This is a genomic window from Streptomyces sulfonofaciens (assembly GCF_014656295.1).
GTDB classification, from domain to species: Bacteria; Actinomycetota; Actinomycetes; order Streptomycetales; family Streptomycetaceae; genus Streptomyces; species Streptomyces sulfonofaciens.
The window spans coordinates 486,399-503,032 of sequence record NZ_BNCD01000002.1 but is presented as its reverse complement, the minus strand read 5'-3'; the positions used below and the strand labels follow the sequence as shown (position 1 = coordinate 503,032).

At 74.1% G+C, this 16,634-nt stretch carries 12 protein-coding genes and 2 pseudogenes; 6 read left to right on the top strand and 8 right to left on the bottom strand.

Going from position 1 to position 16,634, the window contains the following annotated elements:
- Window positions 1–149: 149 nt before the first annotated feature.
- The 4 genes and pseudogenes from IE313_RS05130 (at window position 150) to IE313_RS34980 (ending at window position 4,830) form a co-directional block, all read left to right on the top strand.
- Complete coding sequence (locus IE313_RS05130; RefSeq protein ID WP_189929679.1) at window positions 150–2,129, top strand: N-acetylmuramoyl-L-alanine amidase; 1,980 nt, start codon at window positions 150–152, stop codon at window positions 2,127–2,129.
- Between the two features lie 194 nt (window positions 2,130–2,323).
- The gene (locus tag IE313_RS05125; RefSeq protein ID WP_189929678.1) at window positions 2,324–2,770 is read left to right on the top strand and encodes a MarR family winged helix-turn-helix transcriptional regulator; all 447 of its coding nucleotides are present in this window, start codon (window positions 2,324–2,326) and stop codon (window positions 2,768–2,770) included.
- Between the two features lie 17 nt (window positions 2,771–2,787).
- A pseudogene (locus tag IE313_RS05120) lies at window positions 2,788–4,158 on the top strand (MFS transporter); the annotation flags it as partial.
- An 87-nt stretch (window positions 4,159–4,245) separates the two neighbouring features.
- The gene (locus tag IE313_RS34980; protein ID WP_229924410.1) at window positions 4,246–4,830 is read left to right on the top strand and encodes a hydrolase; all 585 of its coding nucleotides are present in this window, start codon (window positions 4,246–4,248) and stop codon (window positions 4,828–4,830) included.
- 160 nt (window positions 4,831–4,990) lie between these two features.
- Here the strand turns inward: IE313_RS34980 and IE313_RS05115 are convergent.
- The 4 genes and pseudogenes from IE313_RS05115 to IE313_RS05100 form a co-directional block, all read right to left on the bottom strand.
- Window positions 4,991–7,385 (bottom strand): annotated as a pseudogene (locus IE313_RS05115) (glycoside hydrolase family 95 protein).
- Between the two features lie 163 nt (window positions 7,386–7,548).
- On the bottom strand, window positions 7,549–8,049 hold the full coding sequence (locus tag IE313_RS05110; RefSeq protein ID WP_189929676.1) for a hypothetical protein: 501 nt from the start codon (window positions 8,047–8,049) through the stop codon (window positions 7,549–7,551).
- Between the two features lie 111 nt (window positions 8,050–8,160).
- Window positions 8,161–9,222, bottom strand: coding sequence for a cytochrome d ubiquinol oxidase subunit II (locus IE313_RS05105; protein WP_229924382.1), 1,062 nt, complete (start codon window positions 9,220–9,222; stop codon window positions 8,161–8,163).
- A 177-nt stretch (window positions 9,223–9,399) separates the two neighbouring features.
- Window positions 9,400–10,788: a cytochrome ubiquinol oxidase subunit I gene (locus IE313_RS05100; RefSeq protein WP_189929675.1), complete on the bottom strand. Its 1,389-nt coding sequence runs from the start codon at window positions 10,786–10,788 to the stop codon at window positions 9,400–9,402.
- Between the two features lie 187 nt (window positions 10,789–10,975).
- Here IE313_RS05100 and IE313_RS05095 point away from each other — a divergent pair, with 187 nt between their 5' ends.
- Window positions 10,976–11,698, top strand: a complete 723-nt coding sequence (locus IE313_RS05095; RefSeq protein ID WP_189929674.1) for a leucine-rich repeat domain-containing protein — start codon at window positions 10,976–10,978, stop codon at window positions 11,696–11,698.
- A 214-nt stretch (window positions 11,699–11,912) separates the two neighbouring features.
- Here IE313_RS05095 and IE313_RS05090 read toward each other — a convergent pair whose 3' ends face one another.
- From IE313_RS05090 to IE313_RS05080, 3 genes are all read right to left on the bottom strand, one after another.
- The gene (locus tag IE313_RS05090; protein WP_189929673.1) at window positions 11,913–12,830 is read right to left on the bottom strand and encodes a universal stress protein; all 918 of its coding nucleotides are present in this window, start codon (window positions 12,828–12,830) and stop codon (window positions 11,913–11,915) included.
- 100 nt (window positions 12,831–12,930) lie between these two features.
- Window positions 12,931–13,173 (bottom strand): DUF397 domain-containing protein, encoded by a 243-nt coding sequence (locus tag IE313_RS05085; protein ID WP_189929672.1) that lies wholly within the window; start codon window positions 13,171–13,173, stop codon window positions 12,931–12,933.
- 114 nt (window positions 13,174–13,287) lie between these two features.
- Window positions 13,288–14,673 carry an MFS transporter gene (locus tag IE313_RS05080; RefSeq protein ID WP_189929671.1) on the bottom strand — a complete coding sequence of 462 codons (1,386 nt, stop codon included), beginning with the start codon at window positions 14,671–14,673 and terminating at the stop codon, window positions 13,288–13,290.
- A gap of 420 nt (window positions 14,674–15,093) precedes the next feature.
- Here IE313_RS05080 and IE313_RS05075 point away from each other — a divergent pair, with 420 nt between their 5' ends.
- Window positions 15,094–15,831 carry an ArsR/SmtB family transcription factor gene (locus tag IE313_RS05075; protein ID WP_189929670.1) on the top strand — a complete coding sequence of 246 codons (738 nt, stop codon included), beginning with the start codon at window positions 15,094–15,096 and terminating at the stop codon, window positions 15,829–15,831.
- Between the two features lie 37 nt (window positions 15,832–15,868).
- On the opposite strand, the gene IE313_RS05070 is transcribed toward IE313_RS05075, so the two are convergent.
- Complete coding sequence (locus IE313_RS05070; RefSeq protein WP_189929669.1) at window positions 15,869–16,633, bottom strand: helix-turn-helix transcriptional regulator; 765 nt, start codon at window positions 16,631–16,633, stop codon at window positions 15,869–15,871.
- Window position 16,634 lies beyond the last annotated feature (1 nt).

The following is a 16,634-nucleotide window of genomic DNA, read 5'->3' as shown; positions in this document are numbered from 1 at the left end:
GAATCTCGTCGCCTCTCGGCCCCTTCACCACCGCTGACGTGGGAAATCCTCTCTCCGGGGTGTGATTGACGGATCGTCGTGGAGCCGATACGACTGATCCACGCCCGGCCCCGGGCGCCGCATCGCGCCGATCGCCCCTGGAGGCTGCATTGCGCGGATCCGCCGCCGGCCACTCACCGGCCGCACACAGACATCTCCTCAGAACGGCGGGCACTCTCGCCTCGGCGGCCCTGCTGCTGCCGCTGCTCGCCGCGGCACCGTCCAGCGGCGCCGCGGTGCCGGCGACCGCCCGGCTGCAGAACGCCTTCGCGGCCGCGGCCGCCGACTCCGGCGTACCGCAGAGCCTGCTGCTCGGCGTCTCCTACCTCCAGTCCCGCTGGGACACCCACCAGGGCGCGCCGAGCGTGTCGGGCGGATACGGCCCGATGCACCTCACGGACGCCCGCACCGCGCTCGCCACGACGGGGCAGCGCCACGGCGAAGGCGCCGAGGACCCCCGTGGGGACGGCGCGCGCCCCGCGCTGCACCCCGGGGCCGCGCTGCCCGCGTCCGCGGCCCTGCCCGCCCGGCTGCGGACCCTGCCCGCGGCGGCCCGGCTCACCGGTATCCCCGCGGCTCGGCTGCGCACCGACCCCGCGGCCAACATCCGCGGCGGTGCCGCGCTGCTCGCCCAGGCCCAGAAGCAGTTGGGCAGGCAACTGAGCGACGACCCGGCGGACTGGTACGGCGCGGTGGCCCGCTTCTCGGGCGCCGACGACACCGCGACCGGGGCGACCTACGCCGACGACGTGTTCGCCGTCATCCGCGACGGTGTCCGGCGCACCACGGACACCGGCCAGCGGGTGAGCCTCGCCGCGGAGCCCTCCCTCGCACCGGACGCCGCCCAGGTCCGGCAGTCGGGCCTGCGCCGTGCCGCGGCGGGCCCGACGGAGTGCCCCGCAACGGTCGCGTGCACATGGGTGCCCGCCCCCTACGAGGAGTTCGGGGACGGTGACTACGGCAACCACGACCTGGCCGACCGTCCCACGGACCAGAGCATCGACGCCATCGTCATCCACGACACCGAGGAGTCGTGGGACCTCACGATGGGTCTCGTGCAGGACCCGACATACCTCGGCTGGCACTACACGGTCCGCTCCACCGACGGCCACATCGCCCAGCACATGAACACCAAGGACGTCGGCTGGCACGCCGGGAACTGGTACGTCAACGCGCACTCGATCGGCATCGAGCACGAGGGCTTCCTCGCCGATCCGGACGCCTGGTACACGGAGGAGATGTACCGCACGTCGGCGCGGCTCGTCGCGTACCTCGCGCACAAGTACGACATCCCGCTGGACCGGCAGCACATCCTCGGCCACGACACCGTGCCGGCCACCACCGGATCCGGCATCCCCGCCATGCACACCGACCCGGGCCCGTACTGGGACTGGGCGCACTACTTCACGCTGCTGGGCAAGCCCTTCCACCGGACGGCCGGCCCGAACTCCAAAGCGGTCACGGTGCTGCCCGACTACGCGGACAACCGGCCCGCGTACACCGGCTGCACGAGCGCCGGCCAGCCGTGCCCCGCGCACGGCTCCGGCGAGGTGCGGCTGCACACCGCGCCGGCCGAAGACGCGCCCCTGGTCAAGGACATCGGACTGCGCCCCGGCGGCCAGGACTCCACCATCGACGTGAACGACGTCGGCGCGCGGGCCTCCACCGGCCAGCAGTACGCGGTGGCCGGGCGGCAGGGCGACTGGACGGCGATCTGGTTCCTCGGCCAGAAGGCCTGGTTCGAGAACCCGGCGAAAGCCCCGACGGCCGTTCCCGCGTCGGGCCTCGTGGTCACGCCCAAGGCGGGCAGGAGCGAGGTGCCGGTCTACGGGCGGGCCTATCCGGAGGCGTCGGCCTATCCAGCCGGCGTACCCGTGCAGGCCGTCTCGCCGATGCCGTACAAGCTGTCGGCCGGGCAGAAGTACGTGGTCGGCGGGAAGGTCCACGGCGAGTACTTCTACGCGGTGACGTTCGACACCGCCTCGCACCGTGTGGTGAGGGGACAGGACACCTACTACGAGATCCAGTTCGGGCACCGCGTGGAGTACGTGCGCGCCGCCGACGTGGACGTGTCGCGGGTCGGTTCCTGACCCCGCCGGCCCCGGGCCGGGCCCCGACCTGCCTCCCACGCAGGCCGGGGCCCGGCCCTCGCCGTTTCGGCGGCCGGTCCCGCCCAGCGCAACCGCACCACTGCACCACTGCACCACTGCACCACTGCACCACTGCACAGACAAACTGCTCAGGTTACCTGGACAGTCTTACCTGAACGCCATAGGCTGAGGGCATGGACGAGATCACCGAGGGCGTCTCCCCGTCGGCCGTGCGCGCCGCGCGCGACGTGCGGGTGGTCTTCACCCGGCTGCGCCGCAGACTGCGGGAAGTGGCCGGAATGCGGGATCTCACCCCGTCCCAGACGTCCGTGCTCAGCCGGCTCAGGGACGGCGCCGACTCGGCCAGTGGGCTGGCCGCCGCCGAGGGGGTCCGCCCGCAGTCCATGGCCGCCACCCTTGCGGCACTGGAGCAGCAGGACCTGATCCGGCGCAGTCCGGACCCCGAGGACGGCCGCCGCCAGTTGGTCACCCTGACCGCACCCGGCCGGGAGCGGGTGGAGGACAGCAGGCAGGCCCGTGTCGAATGGCTGGCCCGCGCGCTGCACGAGCAGTACACGGAGGAGGAGCGCCGGACGGTGATCGAGGCGATGGCCCTGCTCGACCGGCTCACCCGCTCGTGATCGCCGGGCTTCTGCGCCTGGCCCGGTCGCTGCGCCGCCCCTCCCCCACCGCACAGGACGCCTTCGACCGGCGGCTGATCACGCCGATGATCCTCGGCTCGGTGCTCAACCCCGTGAACTCGTCCATGATCGCGGTGGCGCTGGTTCCGATCGGGGCGGCCTTCGGCGCGCCGCCGTCGCGCACCGCCTGGCTCGTCTCCGCGCTGTACCTGGCCACCGCCGTGGGCCAACCCGTGGTGGGCCGCCTGGTCGACACCCACGGCCCCCGCCGCCTCTACATGATCGGGACCGGGCTCACCGGGATCGCCGGCCTGCTGGGCACGCTGGCGCCCGACCTGGGCGTGCTGGTCCTCGCGCGGGTCGTGCTCGGGTTCGGCACCTGTGCCGGCTATCCGGCCGCGATGTACCTGATACGCAGCGAGTCACGGCGCACCGGCCGGGACAGCCCGGGCGGTGTGCTGACCGCGCTCGCCGTCGCGAGCCAGACCGTGGCCGTCATCGGGCCCACCCTCGGGGGGCTGCTCATCGGCCTGGGCGGCTGGCGCACCACGTTCCTGGTCAACGTGCCCCTGTCGCTCCTTGCCCTGACGCTCGGCGCCCGGCGGCTGCCGAGGACGTCCGGGACCGCACCGGCGGCGGGCGGCATGGATCTGGCCGGCATGGGCCTGTTCGCTGCGACGCTCACCTCGCTGCTGCTGTTCCTGATGGATCCCTCCGCCGCGCACTGGTACCTGCCGGTGCTGACCGCCGCGGCGGCGGCCGGGTTCGCGGTGCGCGAGTTGCGGGTCGCCGAGCCGTTCATCGACCTGCGGGTGCTCGGCGGCAATCCGCCCCTGCTCGCCACCTACGGCCGCACCCTGCTGTCGTACGTCGTGTCGTACTCCTTCCTCTACGGCTACACGCAGTGGCTCGAGGAGGGCCGGGGGCTGTCCGCGTCCGGGGCCGGGCTCGTGCTGCTGCCGATGTTCCTGGTCGCGATCGCCGTCTCCACCACCACCGGGCGGCGCACCGAGGTGCGGGGCAAGCTGGTGGTCGGCGGCATCGGCCAGATCAGCGCCTGCGCGTTGCTGCTGCTGGTGCACTCGACCAGCGCGATCTGGCTGCTCGTGCTGGTCTGCGTGGTCGTCGGCGTGCCGCAGGGCCTGAACAACCTGGCCAATCAGAACGCCTTGTACCACCAGGCGGACCCGGCCCGGATGGGCTCCTCGGCGGGTCTGTCGCGCACCTTCACCTACCTGGGTGCCATCGTCGCCTCCGCCGCGAACGGCGCCTTCCTCGACCGGGGCGCCGACTCCGCCGGGCTGCACCACCTGGCCCTCTTCGTGCTCTGCACGGCCGCCGTGTTCCTCGCGGCGACCGTGGCGGACCGCTCACTGCGCCGCATCGGGCGGCGCGGGGTGGCGGAACCGGCCGAGCAACCGGAGGCCGACCGCGCCTCCTACCCCTCCGATCCCCCCTCAGCAAAGGACTCCACCATGGCCCTCAGCACGCTCGACGAGCGCACCGCCCTCGTCCTCATCGACCTCCAGAACGGCATAGTCGGCGCCCCCACCACTCCCCTCACCGGACCCGAGGTGGTGGCCCGCGGCGTCGAACTCGCCGACGCCTTCCGTGCCCAGGGCGCGCCGGTCGTACTGGTGCGGGTCACCCACGCCGCGGACGGCTCCGACGCCATGCCGGGCCGTACCGAGCAGTCCCGCGGCGCCGGCGCGCCACCGCAGGGCTGGGACGTCATCGTCGACGAACTGTCCGGGCACGACGGCGACATCACCGTCACCAAGCGCAACTGGGGCGCCTTCTACGGCACCGACCTCGATCTCCAACTGCGCCGCCGCGGTGTCACCCAGATCGTGCTGGCCGGCATCGCCACCAGCATCGGTGTGGAGTCCACCGCCCGCGCCGCCCACGAGCACGGCTACCACGTCACCCTCGCCACCGACGCCATGTCGGACCTGAACACGGAGGCGCACCTGAACAGCATCGAGCGGATCTTCCCGCGCCTCGGCGAGACCGGCACGACGGCCGAGATCATCGACCTGCTGGCCAAGACCCGCGCCTGACGGAGGCGCCGCGGCGGGCACCTGTGCGGTCCGGGAGCCCCGACCCGCCGGGACCGGGCGGAGGGCCCGGCCGGCCAGGGGGCGGACGGGGCGAGGCGGCCCCGCCGCCGGGCCGGGCACCCGGTCGAGGCGGCCTCCCGGCATCCGGACCCCGGTCCCGTCAGCCCTCGCCCCCCGCGGCGCCGAACACACGGCGGGTGCCGGCGACGGCCCGGTAGGTGAGTTCCCCGCCCGGGAGCAGGTCGCTGCGTACGGTGAGGTCCCGGGTCCGCGAGGCGGTCACGGCGATCCGGGTGGCGCGGCCCGCGGTCCAGTCGATGTCGACGCTAGCGCCGCCGCGGGCGCGCAGTCCGCGCACCGAGCCCTGCGGCCAGGCCGCGGGCAGCGCGGGCAGCACCTCGATGACGTCGTACTGGCTCTGCAGCAGCATCTCCACGATCCCGGCGGTGGCACCGAAGTTGCCGTCGATCTGGAACGGGGGGTGGGTGTCCCACAGGTTCGGCAGCGTGGAGGACCTCAGTTGCTCGCTGAGCATCCGGTGGGGAGTGGTCCCCGTCCCTCAGCCGCGCCCAGAAGTTGATCTTCCATGCCTTGGACCAGCCGGTTCCGCCGTCGCCGCGGGCGGTGAGCGAGACCTTGGCGGCCTCGGCCCAGTCGCTGCCGGGCCGGATCGCCCGGCCCGGGTGCAGGGCGTAGAGGTGGGAGACGTGCCGGTGGTCGTCGGTCCTGACGTCCAGGTCGGTCTTCCACTCCTGGAGCTGGCCCCAGGAGCCGATGCGCAGCCCGGGATCCAGCGCGGCCAGGGCCGCTTCCAGTTCGGCGCGGAACGCGGCCGAGTCCCCCAGCGTCCCGGCTGCCTCCAGGGTGTTGGTGAACAGGTCGTGGACGATCTGCTGGGACATCGAGGCGCCGGCCGAGAAGTCGCCGTGCTCGGGAGAGTAGCTCGGGGACACCACCAGGGTGCCGTCGCGCGGATCCGTGTGCAGGTTGTCCAGCCAGAACTCGGCCGCCTCCTTCATCACGGGGTAGGCGGTGGTGCGCAGGTACTCGGTGGAGCCGCCGAACCGGTAGTGCTCGTAGAGCTGCGCGGTGAGCCAGGCGGCCGCCTCCGGGAACCAGAAGGAGGTCGGCCAGTCGTGCACGCCCGTGAACCCGAACGGATTGGTCTCGTCGTGCACCACCCAGCCGCGGGAGCCGAACATCTCCCGGGCGGTGCGCCTGCCCGGCTCCCGCAGCGCCCGCACGAACCGGTCGTAGGGGGCGGTGGTCTCGGGCAGCGCCGCGGCCTCCGCGGGCCAGTAGTTCATCTGAAGGTTGATGTTGACGTGGTAGTCGGCGGACCAGGGCGGTTGCGTGCTCTGGTTCCACAGGCCCTGGAGATTGGCGGGCAGCGTGCCGGTCCGGGAGGAGGCGATCAGCAGGTAGCGGCCGTACTGGAAGAAGAGCGCCTCCAGTGCGCGGTCCGCCTCGCCCGGCCCTCCTGTGTAGTCGGCGAGCAGCCGGTCGGTGGGCACCCGGACGGGTGCGCCCTGCCCGACGTCGAGCCGGACGCGGTCGAACAGGGCACGGTGGTCGGCGACATGACGGGCGCGCAGTTCGGCAACCGGGCGGCCGGCGGCCGCGTCGACGGTGCGGGTGACGGACCTGTGCGGGTCGTCACCGCGGTAGGAGGGATGGGTGTCGGCGTAGTCGGTGCCCGCGGCGAGGACGAACCACGCCTCGTCGGCGCCGGTCAGGGTCAGGCTGCCGTCGTCGCCCGCCGTGAGGCTCCCGCCGCGGTGCCGCAGCCGCAACTGCGCCTCGAAACGCATCCCGTTGTCGGCGAGCGTCCCCCGCACGGTGATCCGGTCGCCGGCCGCGGTGGCGGTGAAGTCGGTGCGCGGCGAGGCGTAGCGCAGGGTGCAGCCGGTGCGGCCCGGCAGGTCCGCGGTCAGGCGCCCGACGAGTACCCCGTCGGGGTGGGAGGCGAAGAACTCCCGTGCGTGGCGGACGCCCTGGTCGGTGTAGGCGACCGTGGCCGTGCCGGCGGCCAGGTGCAGGGCGCGGCGGTAGTCCTCGGGGACGGCGGCCGGAGCCCCCGGGAGGTCCAGGTACAGGTCGCCGAGGGTCTGGTGGGCGCCGTACCCGCGCCGGGGCCCGCCCAGCCGGGCCACCGCCTCCTCCGGGCTGAGGGTGGTGTTCTCGTCCAGTTGCCGCTGCACCGAGGCGAGGGCGTCCGGCCTGGGCTCGGACCAGTTGCCGTGGTCGTAGCCGCCCGCGGTGCCCGGGCCGCCGGTCCACAGCGTCTTCTCGTTGACCTGGAGGTGCTCGGCGGCGAGGGTGCCGAAGACCATGGCACCGAGGGCGCCGTTGCCGATCGGCAGCGCCTCTCGTTCCCAGTCGGCGGCGGGGGCCGTGTACCAGAGCGCCGGATCGCCGGCGGGCCCGGCAGGGTCGGCGGGGCCGGGTACTGGGTCATCGGATGTATCTGGTGGTCCTTCGGCGGCGGCCGCCGTGCCGCCCTGGATTCCCGCGCTCACCGCGAGCGCGCCCGCTCCGCCGACGGCGGACTTCATGGTGGCTCTTCCGGTCGGACCATGAGGCATATCCGTCGACGCTAGAGGTCCGACCTTAATTCAACAAGAGACATGGCAAACCCCCGCCCAGGTGGCTGGAACCATGGCCGGAACCGGCCGTGCATGGGTGGCGGTGCGGGGGCAGGTGGCCCGGCCGGGCCGGTCAACCCTGCTGGAAGAGCTCCGCGGGCAGTGGCTTCAGCAGTGCGTAGAGGTCGTCGGTGATCGGCCGGTCCCAGGCGGCGATGGTGACCAGCACCTGGTCGCTGCGGTCGAACTGCACGCAGGAGATCCTGCTCTCGGAGAGCTTGATCCGCCGCACGACGAGGAGGTTGTCCCCCTGCATCACGGGGACGTCCTCCGAACCGACGACCGTGACCTCCTCCTCGTTCTCCAGGGCGAGCAGGAGCTGTCCCACCTCGAAGGGGATCTCGCCCTCGGCGACCTCGCGTGCCGGCGAGCCCTCGGGCAGATTGCCGATGATCATCGCGGGGCCGCGGCCGCCGAAGAGGTCGTAGCGCAGGAACACGCCCTGGCAGCTTCCGTCCGCGGCGGGCAGCAGTCCCGCGCCGAGGTTGCCCGGCCAGTCCCCGGGGTCCATGGCCAGGACGTCGAAGTCCGGGCCCGCGGGTGTGGCGGAGCTGCGGCGGCGGAGGAAGGACATGCCGACATGGTACGTGGCACGGGACGACTGTCGACGCGGCCGGTGGCGCTTACGCCGATGGCTGACCGGCGGCGTGGCGGCACGGGCGAACGGCGGCCGCCCGCGGCCGGGTCAGCCGGTGCCGTCGCGGCCGCCGGCCGGAGTACCGCCGGCCGGTGCGCCCGTGACCGGCGAGGCGCCCGCGCCGCCGGGCCGCTGGAACGTGGTGTACAGCATCCACAGCGACGGGAGGAGGAAGACCGCCCCGACGCCCGTCGCGATCAGGCATGCCGTCAGGACCGACTCGTGCGAGGCCGTCTCGGCGACGGTGGTGCCGGGCACGAGCAGGTCCGGGTACTGGGCGGCGCCCCAGGCCCACAGGACGGCGGCGACCGCGAGCGCGGAGGCGACGCGGGCGAGGAGGTGGCGCCGGGTGGCCAGCAGGCCGAGGCCCGCCAGGCCCGCGACGGCGCTGACGATCACCAGGCCCAGGCCCCGGTGGGTGAGGCCGTGGAAGAGCTGCGGGGCGTCCGCGTGCAGCACCGCGATGCCGGCCAGCGCCACCAGGCCGCTCAGCAGCCCGCTCAGCATCGCCCGCCGCTCGAAGCCCCTGGCCAGCCCCGGTTCACCGGCGCGTACGGCATCGGCGCACAGGTAGACGGCCGCGAGGTGGGCGCAGGCCAGCACGGCGAGCACACCGCCCAGTGCGGAGGTGGGATTGAGCCAACTGGTGACGGTGTCACCGCGGGCGAGCCCCGGCGGCACCCGCCCCGAGGCGATCCCGCCGGCCACCGTGCCCAGGAAGAACGGCGTGACCACCGAGGAGAGCGCGAAACAGCCGCCGAACAGCCGCTGCTGCCACAACTCGGTGCTGGCCTTGCGGAACGCGAAGGCCGCGCCGCGCGCGATGATCCCGAGCGCGGTGAGCGTGAGCGGTACGTACAGGGTGGACAGCACGGCGGCGAACACCGGCGAGAAGGACGCCCAGAGCAGCACGAGGACGAAGATCAGCCAGACGTGGTTGGCCTCCCACACCGGGCCGATGCTGTGCTCGATCAGCCTGCGCTGCGGCAGCCCCTGCCGGCTCCGGCCGGCGAGCAGGTCCCAGAGCCCGGCGCCGAAGTCGGCGCCGCCGAAGAGCGCGTAGCAGGTCAGGCCGACCCACATCAGGGCCAGCATCACATCGGCCAGCACGACCGCCCCCGGGTCCGGCGGGGCGGCGCGGACCGGTGGGCCACGCGCGGGCCGCGCAGGGCAGCCGGCCGGTGCCGCCCGGCGCTCGGGGCCCGGGGTCCGGAGCCATGTGACGGGCGGATGCCGTACGACGGGACGATCCCGTGCGCAGGGACGACACCATGCGCCGGGAAGACGCTATGTGACGGGAAAACGCTCGACATCGCTCTCCTGGGGCGCGATCGGTACGGGTGTGGTCCGGACGAGGCGGCGCAGCACGTACACCGTGGCCACCGTCATCGCGGTGTACACGGCCAGCACCAGCCACAGCCCCGTCGCCAGCCCGGGCGCGGGGTTGACGGCCTCCCGCACCAGCATCACGCCGTACACGATCCAGGGCTGGCGCCCGAGTTCGGTGACGGTCCAGCCGCACTCCAGCGCGACCACCGCGGCGGGTCCGCACAGGACCGCGACGGCCAGGAACACCCGGTGGCCGCGCAGGGCCATCAGGTCGCGGCCGGTGCGCCTGGCGCGCCACCAGCCGAGCAGCAGCAGGGCGCCCATGGCGATGAGCAGCATGCCGACGCCCACCATCACGTCGAAGGAGAGGTGGATCGCGGTCACGACCGGCCACTGGTCGCGCGGTACCTCGTTCAGGCCGCGCACGACGGTCTCGGGCGAGAAGCCGACCAGGAACGACAGGCCGGAGGGAATCTCCAGGCCGTACTCCAGCCGGTCGTTGCCGGGCGCGGCGCCGAGGATGGTGAGCGGGATGTGCGAGCCGGTGCGGAACACGCCCTCGATGCCCGCAAGCTTGACCGGCTGGTAGTGGGCGAGGAAGCGCGCCACCCAGTCCCCGACCACCAGTTGGAACGGTGCGACCAGGGCACCGAAGGAGAACGGCAGCAGGAAACCCGCCCGGTGGTAGGCGTCGTTGCGGCCGCGCAGCAGGGCCACGGCGTAGACGGACGCGGTCGCGAAGGACGCCACCATGAACGCGGCGAGGATCATGTGCACGCTCTGCGGCGGGCTGGCCGGATTGATCAGGGCGACCCAGGGACTGACGTCGGCCAGGGTGCCGTCGGGCCGTAGGGTGAAGCCGCGCGGCTGGTTCATCCAGGCGTTCGCGCAGACCACGAAGAACGCCGACAGCGTCCCCGCGATGACGATCGGCACTCCGGTCAGCAGGTGCCGCCGGGGCGGCAGCCGGTCCCACGCGTAGAGGTAGATGCCGAGGAAGACGGCCTCCAGGAAGAAGGCGAACCCCTCCATGGCGAACGGCAGTCCGATGACCTGTCCGAAGCGGCCCATCAGCCCGGGCCACAGCAGTCCCATCTCGAAGCTGAGGATCGTGCCGGACACGGCTCCGACGGCGAACAGCACTCCCATGCCGCGCGCCCACCGGCGGGCGAGCAGCCGGTGCGCGGGATCACCCGTGCGGATGCCGTACCACTCCATCGCCAGGGTGAGCAGCGGCAGCCCCACGCCCAGGCACGCCACCACGATGTGCCATGCCAGGGAGAAGCCCATCTGGGCGCGCGCGGCGGCCAGGTCGCCCTCGGAGAACGCCAGCGGCCAGACCTTCATCCCGCACCGTCCTCGTGTGGTGCGCACGGGGGGCGGTGCGCGCTGCCTGACGGGTTCATGACGGGACTCCTGGGCGGCGCGGATGGCGGACGGGATGGAAGGCGGATATATCGGTACGGGCCGTGCAGTCAGCAGACGTACCACCGGTGGACGCGCCCGAAACGGCGCGGAAGGAGGTCGGGTGCACATGGCGGAGCGGGTCGTCAGCCACTGGCGGGGCGGCCTCACGGCCGTGCCCGAGGAGGTCTGGGAGCTTCCCGACGTGGCGGTCCTGGTGCTGGCCGGCAACGCGCTGGCCACCGTCCCCGATCGCATCGGGACGCTGAAGGGCCTGCGCACACTGGACCTCGGGCACAACAGGCTGGCCCGGGTCCCTGACGCGATCGGCGACCTGACCGGTCTCGACCGCTGCCTGTACCTGCACGGCAACCGGCTGGAGGAGTTGCCAGGGACGCTGGGCCGGCTGACCCGGCTGGCCTATCTGAACGTCGGCGAGAACCGGCTGCGGGCCCTGCCGGAGGCGATCGGGTCGATGGCGGGCCTGGTGGAGCTGCGTGCCCAGCACAACCGCCTCACCGCCCTGCCCGGGGCGCTCGGCAGGCTCGGCACGCTGCGTGAGCTGTGGCTGCGCGGCAACGGGCTGGCGCTGTTGCCCGAGACGTTCGGCCGGCTGGGCGAGCTGCGGGAACTCGACCTGCGCGAGAACGTGTTCGAGGACGTGCCCGAGGCGCTGCGCGGGCTGCCGCTGTTGCGCCGCCTGGACCTGCGCGCCAACCGGCTGCGGCGGTTGCCGGCCTGGCTGGCCGAGCTGCCCGCCCTGGAGAAGCTGGACCTGCGCTGGAACGATGTCGGCATCCCGCCGCGGCTGCTGGACGCGCTGCGGGCGCGGGGCTGCGTGGTGCTGCACTGAGCTGCACCACGCAGCACCGAACCGCACTGGACCTGCCCCGGACTACACCCCAACTGCACCCGCAGTGCACCGGACTGCACCGGACTGCACCGGACTGCACCGGACTGCACCGAAGGGACGACGCGTCGAGCCGGACGCCACGCCGGACCGGACGCCACGCCGGACCGGGCGCCACGCCGGACCGGGCGGCGCGCGGGAGCGGGCGGCGCCGGGCTCACTCCGCCGCTTCTGCGCCCTCGGGGCCCGGCGGGACGACCGCGATGGGGCTGGCCGCGTGGAGCACGACGGCGTGCGTGACCGATCCCAGCATCCGGGCGGGCCTGAGCATCCGCCGGTGGTGGCGGCCGACCACCACGAGTTCCGCGTCCTTCGACGCGGCGACGATGTGCCCGGCCGCGTCCCCGGGCGCCACCCGCGGCTCGACGGTCAGCCCGGCAAAGGCCTGGCGGTAGGGGGCCAGGATCTCGTCCAACTGGTCCGCGGTGGCCGCCTGCGCCGCCTCCTCGTCCTCGGCGGTCGGCGTGAAGTCGCCCGCGGCGGTCCATGCGTAACTCGGCCGGGGATAGGCGCAGACCACCTCCAGCCGGGCCGCGTGCCGGACGGCCTCGGCGCAGGCGAAGTCGAGGGTGTTGTCGTCGGGGGCCTCCACCGAGACGCCGACCACGACCCGGGGCCCGGGTGCGGCCCGAGCGGTGTCCGGCGCCTCGCGGCCCGGCCGGGGCACCACCACGACCGGGCAGGGTGCGTCCCGCGCGGCGGCCATCCCGTTCGAGCCGAGCAGCAGGCTGGCGAAGCCACCGCGCCCGCGGGAGCCGAGCACCAGCAGTTGCGCGGCGGCACCCAGCTCGGGCAGTACCGCGGCCGGGTCGCCCTCCGGGCTCCTGGTGTCCACCTCAGGCAGTCCCGCACGGCCCGAGAAGGAGGCCAGCACCCGGGTCAGCACCCGGTCCTCGGCGGGCTCCTCGGGCCGGTCGGAGACCGGCACCTCCGGCTGCGGCCACGCGGCGTACTGCCGCACGTGCACCAGGCGCAGGGGCGCCTCGCGAAGCTGCGCCTCCGCCAGCGCCCAGTCCAGGGCGCGCAGGCTGCCTTCCGAACCGTCGACGGCCACGACGACCGGCAGCGTGCTCATGGGTCCTCGTCTCCGGTGCCGGACGCGCAGGCGGCCGATGGGCCGCCACCGCACGGCCGGTCCAGGTCGGTCCCCCCTGGATCGGTCGAACCGGGTCAGATCATGTCAGATCAAATTCTCCCTCGCGCGCGCCCAGGACAAACGCCCCCCACTCGTCGGGGGTGAAGATCAGGGACGGGCTGCCCGGGCGGCCGCTGTTGCGCATCGCGATGAAGCCCTCGACGAACGCGATCTGCACGTCTCCGCGCCCGCGGCTGCTCGACTGCCAGTCCGCGTTGCTGAGGTCCAGCTCGGGTTTGTCCCAGCCTGCGAGCGGGGGCTGCTGGGTGGTGCTTTCGGCCACGTCCGTGCTCCTTCTGGGTTCGTCAACCGCCGCCAGCCTAGCGACCGGCTCCAGTGCCGGACAGGGGCCCGGTGGGGTGCGCAAGGGGCCCGGACGGCGACCGGCGCGGCCGCCTCAGCGCGCCGCGGAGGGACCGCTTCCGTACCGCACGGCCAGCGCTGCCGCGGCCAGGAACCCCGTGGCACCGATGAGGGCCGAGATGTGCAGGCCGGTGACCAGGCGATCCGCCGAGAGGCTGCCGAAGACGGCCACACCCAGGGCGCTGCCGCTCTGCCGTGCCGTGTTGAAGATGGCCGAAGCGGCCCCGGCACGGTCCTGTGCCGCCGCCTCCGTCGCGGCCAGGGTCGCCGCGGGCATGGTGAGGGCGGTACCGAATCCGACCGCTGCCATCGGCGCGACCAGTGCCGGGTAACCGGTGGCGGGACCGGCGAGCAGCCAGCCCAGCAGGCCCAGCGCGCCCACGCCGAGGCCCACGGCCATCGGCGGGCGCGGCCCGGTGCGCGCCATCACCCGCCCGGCCAGTGCGGAGCCCGGCGCCACCACCGCCACGGCCGGCAGCAGCGCACAGCCGGCGCGCAGCACGCCGTAGTGGTGCAGGCGCTGGAAGTACAGCGGAGCGAGGAAGAGCAGGCCGTAGAAGCCGAGGTTGAGCAGTGCCCCGATGGCGACGGCGGGGCGGAGGCCCGGCGTGGTGAGCAGCGGCAGCGGCAGCATGGGAGCCCGGGCGCGTCCTTCGAGCCGCAGGAAGACGAGCGTTCCCGCGGGGCACAGCGCGGCGGCGCCGAGCACCGCGGGATGTGTCCAGCCCAGTGCGCCCGCCTCGACCAGGGCCGTCACCAGCGCGGCCAGGCTCACCGCGAGCGCGCTCTGTGCGGGCAGGTCGAGGCCGCCCCGGGAGCGGCCGGGCGGCGCCGGCACGCAGCGCAGCGTGAGGAGCGCCCCGGCCGCGCCGACCGGGAGGTTGACCAGGAAGACGGCGCGCCAGCCCAGGCCCTGGGCCAGCAGGCCGCCCAGCACCGGTCCCGCCCCCGCAGCCAGGCCGGAGACGGCGCCCCACAGGCCGATGGCGCGGGCCCGTGCCGCCCGGTGCGCGTACATCGCGCGCAGCAGCGCCAGCGAAGCGGGCAGCAGCAGGGCGGCGCCGCAGCCCTGCACGAGCCGAGCCAGGACGAGCAGCGGGGCACTGCACGCGGCCGCGCACCCGGCGGAGGCGAGCGTGAACAGTGCGAGCCCGGTGAGGAAGACCCGCCGGGCGCCGATCCGGTCGGCGAGGCCGCCACTGAACGGCAGCAGGCCCGCGAAGACCAGCGTGTAGCCGTCCGCGACCCACTGCAGGGCCGTCACGGACGCGTCCAGGGCGTCGCCGATCACCGGCAGGGCCACGGTGACCGCCGTGACGTCCAGGACGACCAAGAAGTGGCCGAGGCAGACGGCCGCGAGGGCCGTCCGGTGCGGGCCGCCGGCGGTCCGCGCGGTGTGGGAGGTGGGGTGTGCCGTCATGGCGGCCAGTGTCGGGCCGGATCAGTGCGGTGCCGGTCGAGACGTCCTTCCCACGGGCCGAAGGACAGTCCAGAGGAGCGGGACGGCCGGGAGGAGCGGGACCGGAGCGCGGAGCGGAACCGGCGCGAGGAGCGGAACCGGCGTACGCGGGTGCGGGCAGGGCGGTGTGCGCCGCGTTGACGGTCCCGGCCGGCCCGTCCGGCGTCCGGCGGCGGGTGAGGCGGACGGAGCAGACGGAACCGACAAGGCAGGCGGGACAGAGGAAGCTGATGAAGCCGATGAAGCTGACGAGGCAACGGCGCGGGCACGGCACCGGTCCCGGGGCGGTCCGGCACGGCACCGGTCCCGCGGCGGTCCGTGCCGCTGTGCCGCAGGACGCTTCGGCCGGGACCGAAGCCACTCTCGCCTACCCTCGGCCGCATGAGCCTGAGCACCGAGACCGACGTGGCCGATGCGGCCGCCGCCATCGGTGATCCCTCACGGGCGAGAATCCTGCTCGCGCTTGCGGGCGGCGGCGCCCTGCCGGCCAGCGCGCTGGCCGCCGAGGCCGGGGTCGCCAACTCCACCGTCAGCGGACACCTGAACCGGCTGCGCGAGGCGCGCCTGGTCACCGTGGAACTCGACGGACGGCACCGGTACTACCGGCTCGCCACGCCCGAGGTCGCCCAGGCGCTGGAGCAGCTCGCGCGCATCGCGCGCCCGCTGCCGCCGCGCACGCTGAGCGCGGACGGCCGGGCGAGGGCGCTGCTACGGGCGCGGCTGTGCTACGACCACGTGGCGGGGCGGCTCGGCGTCGCCCTGATGGCCGCGCTGTGCGAGGACGGCGTCCTCACCGTGCGCACGCCGCCCGGCGACGGCGGGGCCGCGGACGTCGCCTACGGGCTCACACCGAAGGGCCGTACCGTACTCGGCGGCTTCGGGGTGGATCTGGCGGCCCTGCCACGCCGGCGTGCGTCCGTGCGCTACTGCGTCGACTGGGCGGAGCGCCGCCACCACCTCGCCGGGCCCCTCGGCGGCCTGGTCACGGCCCGGCTGTTCGAGCGCGGCTGGCTGCGGCGCGGCAAGTACCGGCGCGTGGTGCACCTCACCGACACGGGCCGTGCGGGCCTGGCGGAGACCTTCGGCGTCGCGATCGAGCGGATCGACGCCGCCGGGTGACACCCCCCGTGGGCCGGACCCGAAACGCCGCGCGGTCTCAGACGCGGCGGCCGGGCCGGTCGGGGCGGTCGTGGGTGCCGGGCGTGTGCCCGAAGGCACGGCGGAAGACGTCGATGAACGCGCTGGTGGAGGAATATCCGCAGCGGTGCGCGACGCTCGTCACCGAGGTGCCGTCGGCCAGCATCCGCAGGGCGTGGTACAGGCGCAACTGGGTGCGCCACTGGGGGAAGGTCATGCCGAACTCGGCGCGGAACAGCCGGCTGAGGGTGCGTTCGCCCGCGCCCGCCCGGGCCCCGAGCTCGGCGAGGGTCCGGCGGTCGGCGGGGTCGCCGTACAGCGGTGCGCAGGCGGCCGCAAGGCGCGGGTCGGTGGGAGCGGGCAGGTGGATCGGCTGCTGCGGTGAGGCGCGCAGTTGGTCGAGGAGGACGGCACGCAGCCTCCGGTACTCGGGGCCGGTGCCCGCGGCCTCGCGGGTGCACGCGCGGATGAGTTCGCGCAGCAGGGGACCGACGGTGAGCACCGTGGGGGCGTCGAGGCCGAGGGGGTTGTCGCCGGCGGGCAGGCCGAGCAGGTGCAGATCGAGCCGGCCGTGGGCGCGGTGGGCGTGGACGGTGCCCGCGGGGACCCACAGGGCGCGGGTACCGGGCGCGAACCAGGTGCCTCCGTCGGTGGTGACGGCCACGACTCCGGCGCCGGCGTAGACGATCTGGTGCTCGTCGTGCGAGTGGGCCTCGATGCCCTCGCCGGGGCCCAGGACCCTGGTGCGCGTGGGCGCCTGCGGGGTGTGGCGGACTTCCGGCATG